This is a genomic window from Marinobacter sp. THAF197a (genome assembly GCF_009363275.1).
Taxonomy (GTDB): Bacteria; Pseudomonadota; Gammaproteobacteria; order Pseudomonadales; family Oleiphilaceae; genus Marinobacter.
The window spans coordinates 696,663-713,907 of sequence record NZ_CP045324.1 but is presented as its reverse complement, the minus strand read 5'-3'; the positions used below and the strand labels follow the sequence as shown (position 1 = coordinate 713,907).

Genomic DNA, 17,245 nt, shown 5'->3' with positions numbered 1-17,245 from the left:
AGCAATGATACCCCGTTTATACGAATAAAAAAGGGCGGCTTACCCGTAGCAAGCCGCCCTTCTGACTCTGATCAACTCAGAGTTATACGTCGAGGTAGTCCAGAATGCCTTCCGCAGCCTGGCGACCTTCCCAGATGGCGGTGACCACCAGATCAGAGCCGCGCACCATATCGCCACCGGCAAAGATCTTGGGGTTGCTGGTCTGGAACGGGAACTCGGCTTCCTCCAGCGCTGCAACGCGACCGGAATCATCGGTGTTCACCTCGTGTTCACCGAACCAGTCAGCGGGGCTCGGCCGGAAACCAAACGCCACCAGTACCGCATCGGCAGGAATGACTTCCTCACTACCCGGCACGACTTCAGGGCGGCGACGGCCATTTTCGTCCGGTTCTCCCAGCTGGGTAGACACCACCTTGACGCCCTCAACACGGTCTTCACCGATGATGGCGATAGGCTGCCGGTTAAACAGGAACTTCACACCTTCTTCCTTGGCGTTTGCGACTTCCCGGCGCGAACCGGGCATGTTGGCTTCATCCCGACGGTAGGCACAGGTGACGCTCTCCGCCTGCTGACGAATGGAGGTGCGGTTGCAGTCCATGGCGGTATCACCACCACCCAGCACCACCACGCGCTTGCCCTTCATATCGATGAAGTCTGTCGTTTTTTTCTCGAACCCAAGACGGCGATTCACATTGGAAATCAGGAACGGCAGAGCATCATAGACGCCCGGCAATTCTTCTCCCGGGAAGCCGCCTTTCATGTAGGTGTAGGTGCCCATGCCCATGAACACCGCGTCGAATTCTTCCATGATGCTCTTCACCTGGACGTCTTTACCCACCTCGGTGTTCAGACGGAATTCCACGCCCATCTCCTCGAACACCTTACGGCGCCGGGACATCACGGACTTTTCCAGCTTGAACTCGGGAATACCGAAGGTCAGCAGACCGCCAATTTCAGGGTAACGATCGAAAACCACCGCCTTGACGCCATTACGCACCAGGATATCGGCACAGCCGAGGCCAGCGGGCCCGGCGCCGATAACGGCCACTTTTTTGTCTGTCCATTTCACATTGGACATATCAGGCTTCCAACCCAGCGCGAAGGCCGTGTCGGTAATGTATTTTTCCACTGAACCGATGGTTACCGCGCCGTAGCCATCGTTCAGGGTACAGGCACCTTCACACAGGCGATCCTGTGGGCACACCCGGCCGCACACTTCCGGCAGGGAGTTAGTCTGGTGGCACAACTCCACGGCCTTCATGATGTTGCCTTCAGACACCAGCTTCAGCCAGTTCGGAATATAGTTGTGTACCGGGCATTTCCACTCGCAATAGGGGTTACCGCAAGCCAGGCAGCGGTGAGACTGAGATGCCGCATGGGTTTCGGTAAACGGGTGATAGATCTCACCGAATTCTTTCTTCCGCTTTTTGGCAGGCACCTTCTTCGGGTCTACCCGCCCAACTTCCACAAACTGAAAGTCATTGTTGAGACGTTCTTTCATGTTGCTACTCTCATCAGCTCAATTTCGACGGGGGCTGCGCCCGCTGGCGCAGCCCATCAACCTTTGCGTTGCCCAGCCTTATTCCGGGCGGGCACGGGTGCTGGCCAGCAGGCTGCGCAGGTTCGCAGCCTTTGGCTTCACCAGCCAGAAGCGGCCGATGTAATCGTCGAAATCTTCAAGTAGGTGCTCCGCCCAGGCGCTTCCGGTTTCGGAAATATGCTCCCGGATCACACCACGCAGGTGATTCCGGTAGGCTTCCATGTCTTCCCGCGAAATGCGCTGGATCTCAACCAGTTCGTGGTTGTACTTGTCCACGAAGGTGTTGTCCAGGTCCAGCACATAGGCGAAGCCGCCGGTCATGCCGGCACCGAAGTTATAGCCGGTGGAACCGAGAACGGTCACCAGGCCGCCGGTCATGTATTCACAACAGTGGTCCCCGGCCCCTTCTACCACCGCATGGGCACCAGAGTTACGAACCGCAAAGCGTTCACCGGCTGTGCCAGCGGCAAACAGCTTGCCCCCTGTCGCGCCGTACAGGCAGGTATTACCCACGATGGATGTTTCCTGGGTTTTGAAGTCGCTGCCGCGGGGCGGTTTAACAACCAGCTTGCCGCCAGTCATGCCCTTGCCCACGTAGTCGTTGGCATCGCCTTCAAGAATCAGGTTCAGACCACCCACGTTCCACACACCAAAGCTCTGGCCTGCGGTCCCGGTAAGATCCAGGGTGATCGGTGCATCCACCATTCCCTGGTTACCGTACTGCGCTGCAATTTCGCCAGACAGCCGCGCACCAATGGAGCGATCGCAGTTGGTAACCTTGTAGCTCCAGGCGCCGCCGGACTTCTCTGCGATAGCTGCAGCGGTATCTTTCACCATCTGCTCCGCCAGGCGGCCTTCGTCGAACGGATGGTTGCGCTCAACCTGACATGTCTGGGGCTTGTCCGCCGGGATGTGATCATTCTGCAGCAGACGGGTCAGATCCAGCTTTTTCTGGCGCTCAGTATTGCCCGGCAGGCGCTCAAGCAGATCGACACGGCCAACCAATTCCTCAAGACTGCGAACACCCAGCTTGGCCATCCACTCGCGAGTTTCTTCCGCGACAAAACGGAAGAAGTTCATGGCCATCTCAACGGTGCCCTTGAAGTGCTCTTCCCGCAGGTAATCGTTCTGGGTAGCAACACCGGTGGCACAGTTGTTCAGGTGACAGATCCGCAGGTATTTACAACCCAGGGCCACCATTGGCGTAGTACCGAAGCCGAAGCTTTCAGCGCCCAGAATCGCTGCTTTAACAACATCCAACCCAGTCTTGATGCCACCGTCTGTCTGCAGGCGAATCTTGCCCCGCAGGTCATTTGCCCTCAGGGCCTGTTGGGTTTCGGTCAGGCCCAGCTCCCACGGCGAGCCGGCATAGCGAATCGAGGTCAACGGGCTGGCCGCAGTACCGCCGTCGTAACCAGATACGGTAATCAGGTCGGCATAGGCCTTTGCCACACCGGCGGCGATAGTGCCTACTCCAGGTTCGGACACCAGCTTCACCGACACCAGGGCTTCCGGGTTCACCTGCTTCAGATCGAAAATCAGCTGCGCCAGATCCTCGATGGAATAGATATCGTGGTGGGGCGGTGGAGAAATCAGGGTCACACCCGGCACGGAATAACGCAGGCGAGCGATCAGGTCATTCACCTTGCCGCCAGGCAACTGGCCGCCCTCACCGGGCTTGGCGCCCTGGGCTACCTTGATCTGCATCACATCGGCGCTGCGCAGGTACTCTGCGGTGACACCAAATCGGCCAGAGGCAACCTGCTTGATCTTCGAACGGCGGTTAGTGCCATGGCGGGCCGGGTCTTCACCACCCTCACCGGAGTTAGACCGCCCACCCAGGGTGTTCATAGCCACCGCGAGCGCCTCGTGGGCCTCCGGAGACAAAGCACCCAGGGACATGGCCGCGGAATCAAACCGGGGGAAGATATTCTCAACCGGCTCAACTTCGGAGAGATCAATGGGCTTGATATCCTTCTTGAATACCAACAAGTCACGCAGGGTAGCCACCGGGCGCTCGTTCACCAGGCAGGCGTATTCCTGATAGTGGCCGTAGTCGCCACTGATCACGGCATCCTGAAGCTTGGCAACCACATCCGGGTTGAAAGCGTGGTACTCCTGACCGTGAACGTATTTGAGCAAACCACCCTGAGACAGAGGCTTGCGGGGTTTCCAGGCAACGGCCGCGAGTTGTTCCTGATCCTGCTGGAAGTCAAAGTAGTCCGCCCCCTGAATACGGCTAGGCACACCCTTGAAGCACAGATCCACAACGTTATCGGCCAGACCGATGGCTTCAAACAGCTGGGCTCCGCGATAGGAGGTGATGGTGGAGATTCCCATTTTCGACAGGATCTTCAACAAGCCCTTGTTGATGCCTTTACGATAGTTGTTCTTGGCCTCGATCGGGTCCATCAGCAGCTCACCGGTGCGAATCAGATCGTTGAGGACCTGATAGGCCAGGTACGGATAAACCGCAGTGGCACCAAAGCCGAACAGTACGGCGAAGTGATGGGGATCCCGGGCCCAGCCAGTTTCCACAATGATGTTGGAATCGCAGCGCAGGCCCCGCTCAACCAGGTGGTGGTGCACAGCACCGGTCACCATCATGGCGTTTACAGGCAACTCGCCTTCCACCAGGTCCTTGTCGCTCAGAATCAGCAGCACCTTACCGTCGCGGACCGACTTTTCAGCCTCATCGCACATCCGGCGAACCGCTTCGTGAAGGCCCTCCTCCGGTCGGTAGCTCATGGCAATTCTGGCCACTTCAAAGCCCGGGCGATCGTTATTGCTGAGCTTGAGGAACTTGGCCGGCGACAACACCGGGGTTGTCAGAATAATCCGGTTGGCGTGTTCAGGGGTCTCCTCAAAGACGTTTTGCTCCGCACCCAAGCAGGTTTCCAGCGACATCACGATAGTTTCGCGCAGCGGGTCGATAGGCGGGTTGGTGACCTGGGCAAACTTCTGGCGGAAATAATCCGCCACATGCCGCACCTTGCTGGACAGCACGGCCATCGGCGTATCGTCACCCATGGAGCCCACAGCTTCTTGCGCGCTTTCAGCCAGCGGGCGCAACACCTGGTCGCGCTCTTCAAAGGAGATATTGAACATCTTCTGATGAACCAGAAGTTCGTCCGGCTCCATCAGTTTGAACTCAGGGGTGGCCTGGTTCAGCGTGGTTTCCACCCGCAGGGCGTTGTCTTTCAACCAACGCTTGTAGGGCTGCGCGGTTTTCAGGCGCTGGTCGATGTCTGCAGTGTGCAGCACCTCACCAGACTCGGTATCAATCGCCAGCATCTGGCCCGGGCCCACACGGCCCTTGGCAACCACATCATCCGGCGTGTAGCCGTAGGTGCCCACTTCTGATGCCAGGGTAATAAAGTCGTCCTTGGTGATGACCCAGCGAGCCGGGCGCAAGCCGTTACGGTCGAGCATACATAGGGCGTAACGACCATCAGACATAACCAGGCCGGCAGGGCCATCCCAGGGCTCCATATGCATGGAGTTGTATTCATAGAACGCCCGCAACTGGGAATCCATGGTGTCGACATTCTGCCAGGCCGGCGGAATCATCATCCGCACGGCACGGAACAGGTCGACGCCACCGGCCAGCAATATCTCCAGCATGTTATCCATGCTGGATGAATCCGAGCCGGTCAGATTAACCAGCGGCTGCAGGGTTTGCAGATCTGGCAGGTCCGGTGAGCTGAACTTGGCCGCGCGTGCGATCGCCCAGTTACGGTTGCCGTCGATGGTGTTGATCTCACCGTTATGGGCCAGGAACCGGAACGGCTGGGCCAGCGGCCACTTGGGCATGGTGTTGGTGGAGAACCGCTGGTGGAACACACAGATGGCGGTTTGCAGATCCGGATCACCCAGATCCTTATAAAAGTTGGCGAGATCCGCCGGCATCATCAGGCCTTTGTATGCAAGGGTGCGATGCGACAAGCTGCAGATATAAAACTCAGAGTCGTCCGCCATCTCCCGCTCAGCATGGCGGCGACCAACAAACAGCGCAACGGCAAACTCCTGCTCGGTTTTTCCGCCCGGCTCAACAAAAACCTGTTCAATCCTGGGCAGACAATCCAGCGCCATTGGCCCCAGGCAACTGTCGTCCACGGGCACTTCTCGCCAGCCCATGATTTCCAACCCCTGATCGACGAGGTTTTTCTCAACCGCAGCACGACCGGCGGCCGCCTGGCTTTCGTCCCGGGCTAAAAAAACCTGGCCGACTGCAAATAAGTCTCCAGGTTTTTTCCCGAATGCCGCCTGAGCAGCTTTGTAGAGGAAGGCCTTGGGACTTTGAATAAGAAGCCCACAACCATCACCGGTTTTGCCATCGGCAGCGATGCCTCCACGGTGGGTCATGCAAGTCAATGACTCGATGGCCGTTTGCAACAGCTTATGGCTCGCCTCGCCCTTCATGTGGGCAATCAGGCCAAAACCACAGTTGTCCCTGAACTCATCGGGATGATACAAGCCTGTTGTCATAAGCGTTCTCTCGCGTGTAAATGCTTTCTCGCCAGCCCGAAGCGCACCAACTTAGTGCACAAAACGTACTGACACCGAAAAAAAGGGGGAAGCGATTTTACACACGTGAAACTACGTATACAATTTTTTTCGCTGTTTTACCGCTAGAACAGGCCGGAAATGCACCAAAATAGTGCGCCTAGTAGCTTTCGAAGGACCGCACCCAGGGCTCAGTAATTCCCAAAGCAGAGGGCAACCGTCCGGAGGCTTCCCGGGCGGATTCACGGCTTGGATACTCGCCATACACCAACATAAACCAGGGCTGACCCAGGCGCTCTCCGAGGGTATAGCTCAATTGGGGGTTGTCTGGCTGGCGATCAAGAACATTTAAAATCGTACGCTCCTGATGACCGGCGACAAGCTGGAGAGTCCAGCCTTCACGTTGTTGCAACTGCGCCAAAGGCACAAAGTTCTTCGGTCTTGCCGGAGTGAACGCTGGCTCTGGCTCTGGCTCTGGCTCTGGCTCTGGCTCTGGCTCTGGCTCTGGCTCTGGCTCTGGCTCTGGCTCTGGCTCTGGCTCTGGCTCTGGCTCTGGCTCTGGCTCAGTTTCGACTGCGGCACTGACGCCTGTCAACGCCAGGTTTTCCGGTTCCTGCTGGCGCGGTAACTCTGGCGACGGCCGCGCATCAGCGGTAGGCTCTTCAGCCGCCTCTCGCGCTGCTTCGGGCCCTATAGTAATGCTCCTTCGAACTGTCTCTTTCGGAGCCTCCAACCCACCTGCGCCAGCGACCGATTCGTCATATTGCCGTGCCACGAACCACCACGACACCAGCAATATCACCAGTGCCAAGGCAGGCCAACGCAGTGATGCAAGGGGAGGCCAGCTACGGGCTGCGGCTCGGCTTTGTGGCGTAACCATGTCGAGCCAGATACCTGGTGCAACGCGCTTCAGTCGGCCGAAACTGCCCTGACTCAAAGCATGAAGCTGCTTAAGGCGCGATGAAGAAAGCAATTCATCCTGCCTGCCACCAGCCCTATGAACCCGAGGCTGAAGATAAGCGAAAACGTCATCACGGGTTAATGCTGGGAGATTGATATGATGGATGTGAACGGAGAGATCCTCGGCCCGAAACTGCTCCTCGAGCCCCTCGGCACCCGAGAATACCAAGGCTGCGGCCAATGACCGATCAGCCGCCAGAAATCCAGATAGCAACAGATTCAGCAACTCTGGCGCGACTCCGTCAGAATCATCCAGAAGCAACACCAGGCGCCGGCCACGCTGGGCACGCGCTTGAGACCACCTGAAAAACTGGTAAACCAGTTCGCGGGGCTCTAAATCTCCCGGCAAGCCCGAGCCAGCGATTTTATGGAGATCCCGAGCCAAAGCTTGAGTACTCGTCAAAGCCGCTGTCGGAATGCGATGGAAATCGAGCCGGGAGGATTCGCTTCGAACCAACTCTGTGAGTATTCGCGTTTTTCCAGCACCGGGTGCACCCGTGAGCAGCAGCGCCATGTCGCCAAACCCACACAAATGACGCAATGACTCCAATGCATGATGGCGCATGGCGTCCGGGAAGAACGGTGTCTCCATCTCCAGCGGGTTGTCTCGCAAGCCGTAGCGTTGCTGGAGGCGCGGAAACAATCCGCCACTGTCTATCGCATTGAGGTTATCCTGGGTCACAACTCATCCCTGCCTGTTGCTCAATCACCGCGTGATACGACGATCAATCGATAAATTCCAACAAGGTCTTTCTAAGGTTATCGGGCTGGGCATCAGCCGTTACGAAGGCATCCCCCAAGGCCCTCATCAATACCAACCGGAGGTTGCCATCCACATTCTTCTTATCAACGGCCATCAGCGACATGAAATCATCAGGCGTCATGCCTTTCGGGGCCCGCCCGGGCAATCCCGCGCGGCAAATCAACGCCACCGCTCTCTGATGATCGCTGGCACTGATCATACCTTCCCTCAACGATAGGTCAGATGCCATCATCATCCCTGTTCCAACAGCCTCGCCATGGAGCCAGTTGCCGTAACCTGCGTAGGTTTCAATCGCATGGCCAAAGGTATGGCCAAGATTCAGGATGGCCCGCAAGCCCCCTTCCCTCTCATCAACCGCCACAACGTCTGCCTTGCACTGGCAGGAACGGAAAATGGCCTCTCCTATTGCTTCGGGCTCCAGCCGGACCAACGCATCCATGTTCGCTTCCAGCCACTCCAGAAAAGGCACATCACGAATCAGGCCGTACTTGATAACCTCCGCAAGCCCGGCCGACACCTCCCTGGGAGGAAGTGTGGTCAGGGAATCGGTATCAATCAGGACGATGTTGGGCTGATGAAAAGCACCAACCATATTTTTGCCAAGGGGGTGATTGATCCCGGTTTTACCGCCAACGGATGAATCCACCTGGGAAAGCAGGGTAGTGGGCATCTGGATGAATGGTACGCCCCGCTGATAGCAGGCCGCTGCAAACCCCGCCATATCCCCGATGACGCCGCCGCCCAGGGCAGCAAGTGTTGTTTTTCTGGAGTGCCGGCGCTCCAGCAACCGGTCGAAAATCAGGTTAAGGGTCTGCCAATCCTTGAACTTCTCGCCATCCGGAAGCGTGACCACATCAACCGATTTTCCTGGGAAGCAAGCCTTCGCGCGCTCAAGATACAAAGGTGCAACCGTCTCGTTGGTAACAATCATCACCTGACTGCCGGAGACCCAGGGTGTCAGATCATAAGCCCCCAGCAACCCCTGACCAATAACGATGGGATAGCTGCGGTCACCCAGCTCTACGTTAAGCTCTTTGAGTACCTGGTACATGTTGACGACCTTCTTTCCGTCTCTGCCGTTTATGTCGTGGGGTTTTCGGATTGATTCGATTCACCAGCTGGCGCACCACCAATCTTGGACTCTTGCGATCGGTGAACATCACGATATCAGCGAGCTTGGTGTATAGCGGGTCCCGGACTGCGAACAGCCTTCTCAACACACCCTCGGGGTCATCGTTCTGAAGCAGAGGACGATTTCGATCTTTTCGGGTGCGCTCTACCTGCTGCTCAATCGACGTTTTGAGATAGATCACCACTGCATTTTTCCTCAACAATGCATGGTTTTCCGGGCGCATCACCGCACCACCTCCGGTCGCCAATACCGTTGACCGCGTTTCTGAAAGCTCATCCAGCATGGCGGTTTCGCGCTGCCGGAATCCGTCTTCTCCCTCGACATCGAATATCCAGGGAATATTGGCTCCGCACCGCTCTTCGATTATCCGGTCTGAATCAAGAAAACGATAACCCAGCTCTTTGGCGAGCATACGGCCAATCGTACTTTTTCCGGCTCCCATAGGGCCGACCAGGACAACACGTTCGGGCAAAGACATAATTTCCGCTCAACAGGGTTCAAGCGCGTGAGAATAGCACAGGGTAAGACATTCCATAAGCCAGAGGCCGACACAAAGAAAAAAGCCGCCGGGGTTAGCGGCGGCTTTTTGCGTGCGGAGCGATTACTGAATCAAGTCGTTCTTGATGATCTTGGGTGTGATGAAAATCAGCAATTCGCTGCGCTCATCGATGTGTTCCGTGCGCTTGAACAGGCGACCGAGGTAGGGAATATCCCCCAGGAACGGCGTCTTGGTGGTTTGTGTAGCCACTTCCGACTGGAAGATACCGCCCAATACAACAGTTTCGCCGTTGGCTACCAAGACCTGCGTGGTCACGGAGTTGGTGTTGATAGAGGGTATACCAGCCGTTACCTCGCCCCGGGAATCCTGGTTTACCACCAGGTCCATGATGATCTTGTCATCCGGAGTGATCTGCGGGGTTACCTCCAGTGAAAGAACCGCTTCCTTGAACTCAACGTTAGTCGCGCCACTGGAGGTCGCTTCCTGATAGGGAATCTCCTCACCTGACTTAATGGACGCACTCTGGCGATCTGCTGTCACCACGCGTGGCTGAGAGACAACCTCGGCGCGACCGTCTGTTTCCAGAGCAGAAAGCTCAAGGTCGATCAGGAAGTCGTCACTACCCCAGCCAATGGCAAAGGATGAGGCACCGTCGCCAGAAACTCCCAGATCGACTCCCAGGGCGCCGGGGAACGAAATCCCACCACCACCACCGGCTGCGGCATCACGCGCCTCCTGAAGGGTACCCAACGATCCGCCGATACTAATGACATCATTGCCACTGACATCGTAAGCCGCACCACCCCAGCGAACCCCGAGATTCTCAGCCACATTGGTCTGCGCGCGAACAATTCGGGCTTCGATGGACACCTGCCGTACAGGCACATCCCAAGTGCCGACAAGGCGACGAATCTCTTCCAGCTTCTGCTGCGTCTCACGAACGCTAATCGTGTTGGTGCGGACGTCTGAAGACACAAAGCCACGAGAGGAGATCAACTCTTCATCCGCGCGAATCAGCGCCACAACATCGGCCGCCTTCGCGTAGTTCACCTGAATGATATCAAGGCGCACTGGGGCCAGTTCCGCAATTTGCTTACTGGTCTCGAGCTCAAGCTTTTCACGGGCGGCGATTTCCTCTGCCGGAGCCACCAGCAGAACGTTGCCGATCTGACGCTGGTCCAGACCTTTGGTCTTCAAAATCAGATCAAGCGCCTGATCCCAGGGTACATTCTGCAAACGCAGGGTAATGCTGCCACCAACGGTATCACTGGCCACCAGGTTCAGCCCGGTAAAGTCGGCAATCAACTGGAGAACCGAACGTACTTCAATGTCCTGGAAGTTCAAGGACAGCTTGTCACCGGTGTACGGGAATTTCTCTTCGCGACGGGTCTCTGCCTCTTCTTCCGAGATGCGTTCCACGCTCACGGTGAATTCACGGCCAGACTGATACGCTATGTAGTCGTAGTTTCCTTCCGGGCGAATCTCAACAACAGCGTTACCATCCTCAATAAAGGTATCAATGCGGGTAACAGGGGTCGCAAAGTCAGTCACGTCGAGACGGCGACGGAGATCCACAGGCACTTCAAGGCCCGGCATGGTCAGGCGAATGCGACCGGCCAGTTCAGACAGGTTCACCGGAGCCGACGCACTACCCAGATCAACAATAACGCGCCCTTCACCCTCTTTGCTGCGACGGAAGTCAACGCCAGCCAAGGCGTTGGCTGCAGAGGCATTGGTTGTTCCGGTCCTGCTCTGCTGGGCTCCTGCTGTCACCGTCGGCGCGCCACTGGCGCCACCAATGGTCATCACCAACGAATTGTTCTGGCGAACGGTATCGTGCGGCACCAGCTCGACCAGGTTAAAGATCAGCCGTGTGCGATCTTTGGTTTCCACCACAGTCACGCTCTGGGCGTTGCCAGATCCAAGCGGAATGCTCCGCTGGTTAAGCCCACTGGTGGTGTCTTTGAGGTCCACGGCGATGCGCGCCGGGCGCTCAATCGTGTAACCGGTTGGCTCCGGCGGTGGCCCGTCGAATTTCATGGTCACTTCCAGGCGTTCTCCCGGCAGCGACGAAAACGACACGTCTTCCAGCGTGACCGCGCTGGCCAGGCTGGTCCATAACCCGATGGCGATCACGCCCACGCAGACATTGAGTTTTTTGAACATCGCTAGCCTCGACCTTAAACCATTTTGTTCGTGCATGTTTTTTTCGTTCATCCTATATCGCTCCCGGCCTTATCCTTCATCCAAAGACAGGGAACGCGGGCGCTCGACCCAGCCACCCCGGCCATTTGGAACGATTTCAATCAATTCAATGCGGGTTTCACTGATACCGACAATCCGGCCGTAGTTCTGCCCCATATAATTTCCGCTTCGCACCCGGTGGATGCCGCCACTGCCATCACGAATCAATGCAAACAATCCGCCGCCGACCCCCTGAAGCGTACCAACCATGGTCAGAGATTTAAGATCGAAGTTCTCCAAAACCTCTCTCGGCCGGTCGAGGTCTGGCTCAACATCACTGATCGGCTGCTCGTCCACCATGGTCAACTGAACGTCGACAGGCGGCTCAAAGGGGGCCCGGCGATCTGCCGCGGAATAACTGAACGCCTCGTAGGCCTTGAATTCTGGCAGGGGCTCTACGTGCCCCCGGGGCTTGGCCCGGGTATCGGCCATGAACTTGTCCAGATCCGAGAAACCGTTGCCCTGGGAACAAGCCGTCAGCAAAGACGCCAGACACACCCCCAGCCAGGCTTTTCCCGCATGCTTTCCTGTCATGCTCACTCTCCAGCCCGGTAGCGGTAGGTACGTGCAACAACTTGCATATCAAGCCGCTCACCATCTCCGCCAATTGGTTGAATGGTTAAATCGTGCAATGTCACAATCCGCGGCAAACTTGCCACACTGCTGACAAACGTTGCCAGCTCGTGATACGCACCAGACACCCGGATATTGATCGGCAGCTCCGAATAGAAATCCCGCCGCTGTTCAGGCTGCAGCGCTACTTGCTGCAGAGACAGACCACTACCCAATGCGGTATTGGTAATGTCCTCCAGCAGGCCTGGCACCTCAGTCTCGCTGGGCAACTGGCGTACCAGCGCGCCAAACGTCTCTTCCATCTCGGCCATTTGAGCCTTGAACACGTCAAGGTTGGCCACCTGATAGGCCTTACGCTCATATTGTTGCTTGAGCTCCTGCTCGGTGCGCTCGACCCTGTCCAGCTGGGCATACTGATCCTTGATAAAGAACCAGTATCCGCCGCCAAGAATCAGGCCAAAAATAATCAGAGCAACAATCGCTTTTATCGGTGCAGGCCAGATACCGGCGTTATTGATATCGAGGTCGTTGATATCAAATTCGTTCAAGCTCTTGAGTGAGTCCGCGAGGCTCATTAATTATCCTCCCCTTCGGGCTCTGGTGTCTGCTGCTGAACAGACAGGTTGAACTGGCTGTAACCTGCACGACGAGCGTCGGCTGCAGCCACATTGGTGAGATTGGGATTTGTGAACCAGTCAGAGTCATCAAACTGACGCATCAGATTGGATATACGGCTGTTCGACTCCGCCATACCCACGATTTCGATGCGTTCTCCCGTCCGCTTCAGATCGGTGTAGAAGAGGCCATCAGGCAAGGTGCGAACCAACTCATCAAACACCCGAACGATGACCGGACGTGTGCCCTGGAGATCTTGGATTACCTGCATCCTAGCCAACAACTCATCGCGCTGGCGCTTGAGGTTCTCGATCTCTCTGATCTGCTGGTCAAGCTGTTTTGCAGCGGTTTCAATATAGGCGTTTCGGGATTGCTGATAAGCAATCCGGCTGTCCATATCCGACTTCCAGAGGAATGCCAGGCCAGCCGCCACAATAGCTGCGCCAAGGATCATGACCACGAACTGCTTCTGCTTCTCGGCTCGCAGTTCCTCACGCCATGGTCTGAGGTTAATCTTTGCCATCAGTCGAAACTCCTCATTGCCAGGCCGCAGGCAATCATCAACGATGGAGCATCATTGCTCAGGGCTGATGCATTCACTCTGGAACCCACGGCCATGTCGGCGAATGGATTCGCAACCAGAGTTGGCGTGCCGGTCTTCTCCTCCACCATCTCGGTCAGGCCCTGAATGGATGCCGTACCGCCCGCAAGAACGACGTAATCAACGGCGTTGTACTGGCTGGCACCAAAGAAAAACTGGAGAGCGCGTGCAACCTGCTGCACAACCGCTTCACGGAAGGGGGTAAGCACCTCCGGTTCATAGTCGTCCGGGAGCCCGCCCTGCTTCTTGGCCAGGCCGGCTTCTTCAAGTGATAAGCCGTAGCGGCGCTGAATTTCCTCAGTAAGCTGCTTGCCCCCGAAAATCTGCTCTCGGGTATAAACTGTCTTGCCCTCAGCCAGCACACTCAGCGTGGTCATGGTTGCGCCGATATCGACGATGGCAACCACCAGCTCTTCGCCCTGGGACTCCAATTGGGGTTCGATCAGTTTGTACGCCCTTTCCAGTGCATAAGCTTCGACATCGACAATCTTGGTGGTCAGGCCGGCAATCTCGAGAGCGTCCTCACGGATATCCACGTTCTCTTTTCTGCACGCAGCCAGAAGCACGTCGACCTGGTCCGGATTCGACTCAGACGGACCCTGCACCTCAAAATCGATAGCTACTTCATCCAGCGGATACGGGATGTACTGATCGGCCTCGAGGGTGATCTGGTCTTCCATCTCGAATTCGTTGAGGCCGCCATCCATCTGGATGAGCTTGGTGATAACTGCAGAACCTGACACAGCCACGGCAACCTGCTTAACGCCGGTACGGGATTTAGAGGCCACTCGCTTGAGCACCTCACCCACCGCTTCTACATCAGTGATGTTTTTCTCGACAACTGCGTTGGCCGGTAACGGCTCAACCGCATAGCTTTCAACCTTGTAACGGTCGCCATGCCTTGACAGTTCCAGAAGTTTGACCGAGCTGGAGCTGACATCCACGCCCAGCACTGCACTGGATTTTTTTCCTAGCAATCCGAACACGCGCTCACCCTATACCTGGTTTAATGCACCCGGCTAAGGCGCCTCTGAACCAATCCCTGATACGGCAATCATGACAGAGACGCTTTATGTGTTTTTTATGTAAGAGAATTCTTCAAGTTTTCCGTCTACAATGCAGGCTCTTTGTTATTCAAGAGATCTTGCATTCAGTGAAGCAACTCAACCTTCCTAAAGCAATTTCTCAAATAATAGACCTATATCCAACTGTTGTCAGAAAAAAATGTCTCATTTGCTGCGCACATCTCGTGTTTTCGCCTGGTTCCTGCTCACCGGCCTGAGTGTCGCCATTATTATAGCCTCGGCCTTCTATTTATACCTTCGGCCCAGTCTGCCTCCTGTTCACCAGCTGCTGGACGTAAAACTTCAGACGCCGCTTCGGGTATACAGTGCAGACAACAGATTAATAGCAGAATTCGGCGAAAAGAGAAGGGCACCGATCACAATCGAACAGATCCCTACAATTCAGTTACAAGCCTTTCTGGCCGCGGAAGACGCCCGATTCCACGACCATTTCGGAGTCGACATCAAAGGGTTGACGCGGGCTGCCATCGAACTGGTGTCCACCGGCAGCATCCAGTCCGGCGGCAGTACGATCACCATGCAGGTTGCAAAAAATTACTTTTTGTCACGCGACCGCACCTTTATTCGTAAGTTCAACGAGATACTTCTGGCTCTTCAGATCGAACGTGAACTTGATAAAGACAAGATCCTGGAGCTGTACCTGAACAAGATCTACCTGGGCAACCGCGCATACGGCATCGCCGCCGCCGCCCAGGTCTATTACGACAAACCCGTCAACGAGCTCACCCTTGCCCAGATGGCCATGCTGGCTGGACTGCCAAAGGCGCCTTCTGCCTACAACCCTCTGGCCAACCCTGAGCGAGCACTGATACGCCGAAACTGGATTCTTGGAAGAATGCGGGATCTCGGCTACATCACACAGGAAGACTGGTCAGACGCAACCAATGCCCCCCTCACCGCCACCTATAACATGCGGGAAGCCGAGGTAGACGCCGATTACGTCGCCGAGATGGCACGAACGGAAATGGTTCGCCGTTTTGGTGAAGCCGCCTACAATGATGGCTACAGCGTAACGCTGACCGTTGACGGAATCAAACAACAAGCGGCAACGGAATCCCTCCGCACCGGCCTTGAAAACTACGATCGGCGTCACGGCTTCCGGGGCCCCATCGGCCAGTTTGACGCTGCCGGCATGTCTGCAGCAGAGCTATCCAATCAGCTACTCAACTACCCGAGGGTAGAAGGCCTCATCCCTGCAGTGATCACCTCAGTCAACGATGATGAGGGCGCAGCAAGGGTTCACACCCGCCACCTCGGCCCGGGAAAAATGGACTTCGAAACGATGACCTGGGCTAAGCGATACCGCACAGAGAACCTGACGGGACCAGCCCCAGAAAAGCCGTCCGATGTAGTCAGTGTTGGCGACGTGGTCTACGTGAAGGTGGCGCAACTGCCCCAAGTACAGGAGCAGAACCCTGAAACTGACAGCAACGAGCCCCGGCTTGAACTACAGGTTGCGCTCTCTCAGGCCCCAAGAGTGGAAGGCGCAGTGATTTCTCTGTCGGCAAAAACCGGCGCCATTGAGGCCCTTGCCGGCGGTTACAGCTTTAGCCAGAGCAAATACAACCGGGCAACCCAGGCTAACCGCCAGCCGGGCTCTACATTCAAACCATTCCTGTACCTCTCTGCCCTGGAGAACGGCCGCACGCCTGCAACCATTTACAATGATGCGCCCATCGTATTTGAGGACTCAGAGCTCGAAGGCGCCTGGCGCCCCCAGAACTCATCGGGCCAGTTTTACGGCCCAACCACACTCAGGGAAGGCCTCTATCGCTCGCGCAACCTGGTTTCAATTCGACTACTGAGGGATCTTGGCATCCGCCAAACCCTGAACTATCTGGACCAACTGAAGATCCCGACCACCAACATGCCAGCCAACTTGTCTCTGTCCCTCGGGGCAGGCCAGCTCACGCCAATGGAGCTGGCGCGCGGCTTCGCCGTTATTGCCAACGGCGGCTATGACGTAGAACCGTACCTGATTAAAACCATCCAGGAACCGGATGGCACCGTTGTCTACGAGGCACCTGAAACCGAGCTTTGCGACAGCGACTGCGAACAGCAACTGACCGATAACGCCAGTGAAGGCCCGCTCACAGCGAGCAACAGCGACACACCGGAAACGGATGGCATTCTGTTGCCGGCAAGCGCCCAGCAGTCTGCGGAAAAACGCGTGATGAAACGCCTGGCCGACGAACGCTCGGTTTATATCATGCACACGATTCTTCAGGACGTGGTCCGTCGCGGCACCGGTCGCCGCGCACTGGCGCTGAATCGCCAAGACCTGGCCGGCAAAACCGGCACCACAAACGAACAGAAAGACACCTGGTTTGCCGGCTTCAATCACGACGTGGCAACAACCGTATGGGTGGGCTTCGACCAGCCAGCCCCCCTCGGCCGACGGGAGTTTGGCGCAAGCACAGCCCTGCCAATCTGGGTTGACTACATGAAAACCGCCATGCAAGGCGTACCCGAATCTACCATGGCAAGACCCAACGGGATTGTGAGCATCCGCATCAACCCCAGAACCGGCGAACGGGCGCGCCCTGGAGAAGATGGCACGTTTGAAATTTTCAAAGAGGAAGACGCCCCAGCGCCGCTATCACAGGACACCAACGGCAACGGGTCAGGCGCCAATGACTCTGACAGCCTGCCCGGACAGATTTTCTGATCCAGTGCAGGCGAGCCCAGCAATGGCCAGACACAAAAAAACCGGCGGGATCTCCGCCG

The 17,245-nt window shown here is 56.6% G+C and carries 11 protein-coding genes; 1 reads left to right on the top strand and 10 read right to left on the bottom strand.

Annotated elements, in window-relative coordinates:
- Window positions 1–82: 82 nt before the first annotated feature.
- The 10 genes from FIV08_RS03260 to FIV08_RS03215 all read right to left on the bottom strand — a co-directional run bounded on the left by FIV08_RS03260 (window position 83) and on the right by FIV08_RS03215 (window position 14,419).
- Complete coding sequence (locus FIV08_RS03260) at window positions 83–1,501, bottom strand: FAD-dependent oxidoreductase (protein ID WP_152437322.1); 1,419 nt, start codon at window positions 1,499–1,501, stop codon at window positions 83–85.
- A 78-nt stretch (window positions 1,502–1,579) separates the two neighbouring features.
- Window positions 1,580–6,028, bottom strand: coding sequence for a glutamate synthase large subunit (gltB, locus tag FIV08_RS03255; protein WP_152437321.1), 4,449 nt, complete (start codon window positions 6,026–6,028; stop codon window positions 1,580–1,582).
- Window positions 6,029–6,206: 178 nt separating this feature from the next.
- Window positions 6,207–7,688, bottom strand: a complete 1,482-nt coding sequence (locus FIV08_RS03250; protein WP_152437320.1) for an AAA family ATPase — start codon at window positions 7,686–7,688, stop codon at window positions 6,207–6,209.
- Window positions 7,689–7,731: 43 nt separating this feature from the next.
- Window positions 7,732–8,820 carry a 3-dehydroquinate synthase gene (gene aroB, locus FIV08_RS03245; RefSeq protein WP_152437319.1) on the bottom strand — a complete coding sequence of 363 codons (1,089 nt, stop codon included), beginning with the start codon at window positions 8,818–8,820 and terminating at the stop codon, window positions 7,732–7,734.
- Window positions 8,795–9,379: a shikimate kinase AroK gene (aroK, locus tag FIV08_RS03240; protein WP_138438137.1), complete on the bottom strand. Its 585-nt coding sequence runs from the start codon at window positions 9,377–9,379 to the stop codon at window positions 8,795–8,797. The genes aroB and aroK overlap by 26 nt, the downstream gene beginning before the upstream one ends.
- Before the next feature lie 123 nt (window positions 9,380–9,502).
- Complete coding sequence (pilQ, locus tag FIV08_RS03235; protein ID WP_152437318.1) at window positions 9,503–11,617, bottom strand: type IV pilus secretin PilQ; 2,115 nt, start codon at window positions 11,615–11,617, stop codon at window positions 9,503–9,505.
- Window positions 11,618–11,635: 18 nt separating this feature from the next.
- A complete protein-coding gene (locus FIV08_RS03230; protein WP_061332384.1) occupies window positions 11,636–12,178 on the bottom strand; it encodes a pilus assembly protein PilP in 543 nt (180 codons plus the stop codon).
- Between the two features lie 2 nt (window positions 12,179–12,180).
- A complete protein-coding gene (locus FIV08_RS03225; protein ID WP_072678328.1) occupies window positions 12,181–12,792 on the bottom strand; it encodes a type 4a pilus biogenesis protein PilO in 612 nt (203 codons plus the stop codon).
- Complete coding sequence (locus FIV08_RS03220) at window positions 12,792–13,355, bottom strand: PilN domain-containing protein (protein WP_106693178.1); 564 nt, start codon at window positions 13,353–13,355, stop codon at window positions 12,792–12,794. Before FIV08_RS03220 ends, FIV08_RS03225 begins: the two co-directional genes overlap by 1 nt.
- Window positions 13,355–14,419, bottom strand: a complete 1,065-nt coding sequence (locus FIV08_RS03215; RefSeq protein ID WP_152437317.1) for a pilus assembly protein PilM — start codon at window positions 14,417–14,419, stop codon at window positions 13,355–13,357. Before FIV08_RS03215 ends, FIV08_RS03220 begins: the two co-directional genes overlap by 1 nt.
- 238 nt (window positions 14,420–14,657) lie before the next feature.
- Here FIV08_RS03215 and FIV08_RS03210 point away from each other — a divergent pair, with 238 nt between their 5' ends.
- Window positions 14,658–17,186, top strand: a complete 2,529-nt coding sequence (locus FIV08_RS03210) for a penicillin-binding protein 1A (protein WP_152437316.1) — start codon at window positions 14,658–14,660, stop codon at window positions 17,184–17,186.
- The last annotated feature ends 59 nt before the right edge of the window (window positions 17,187–17,245 follow it).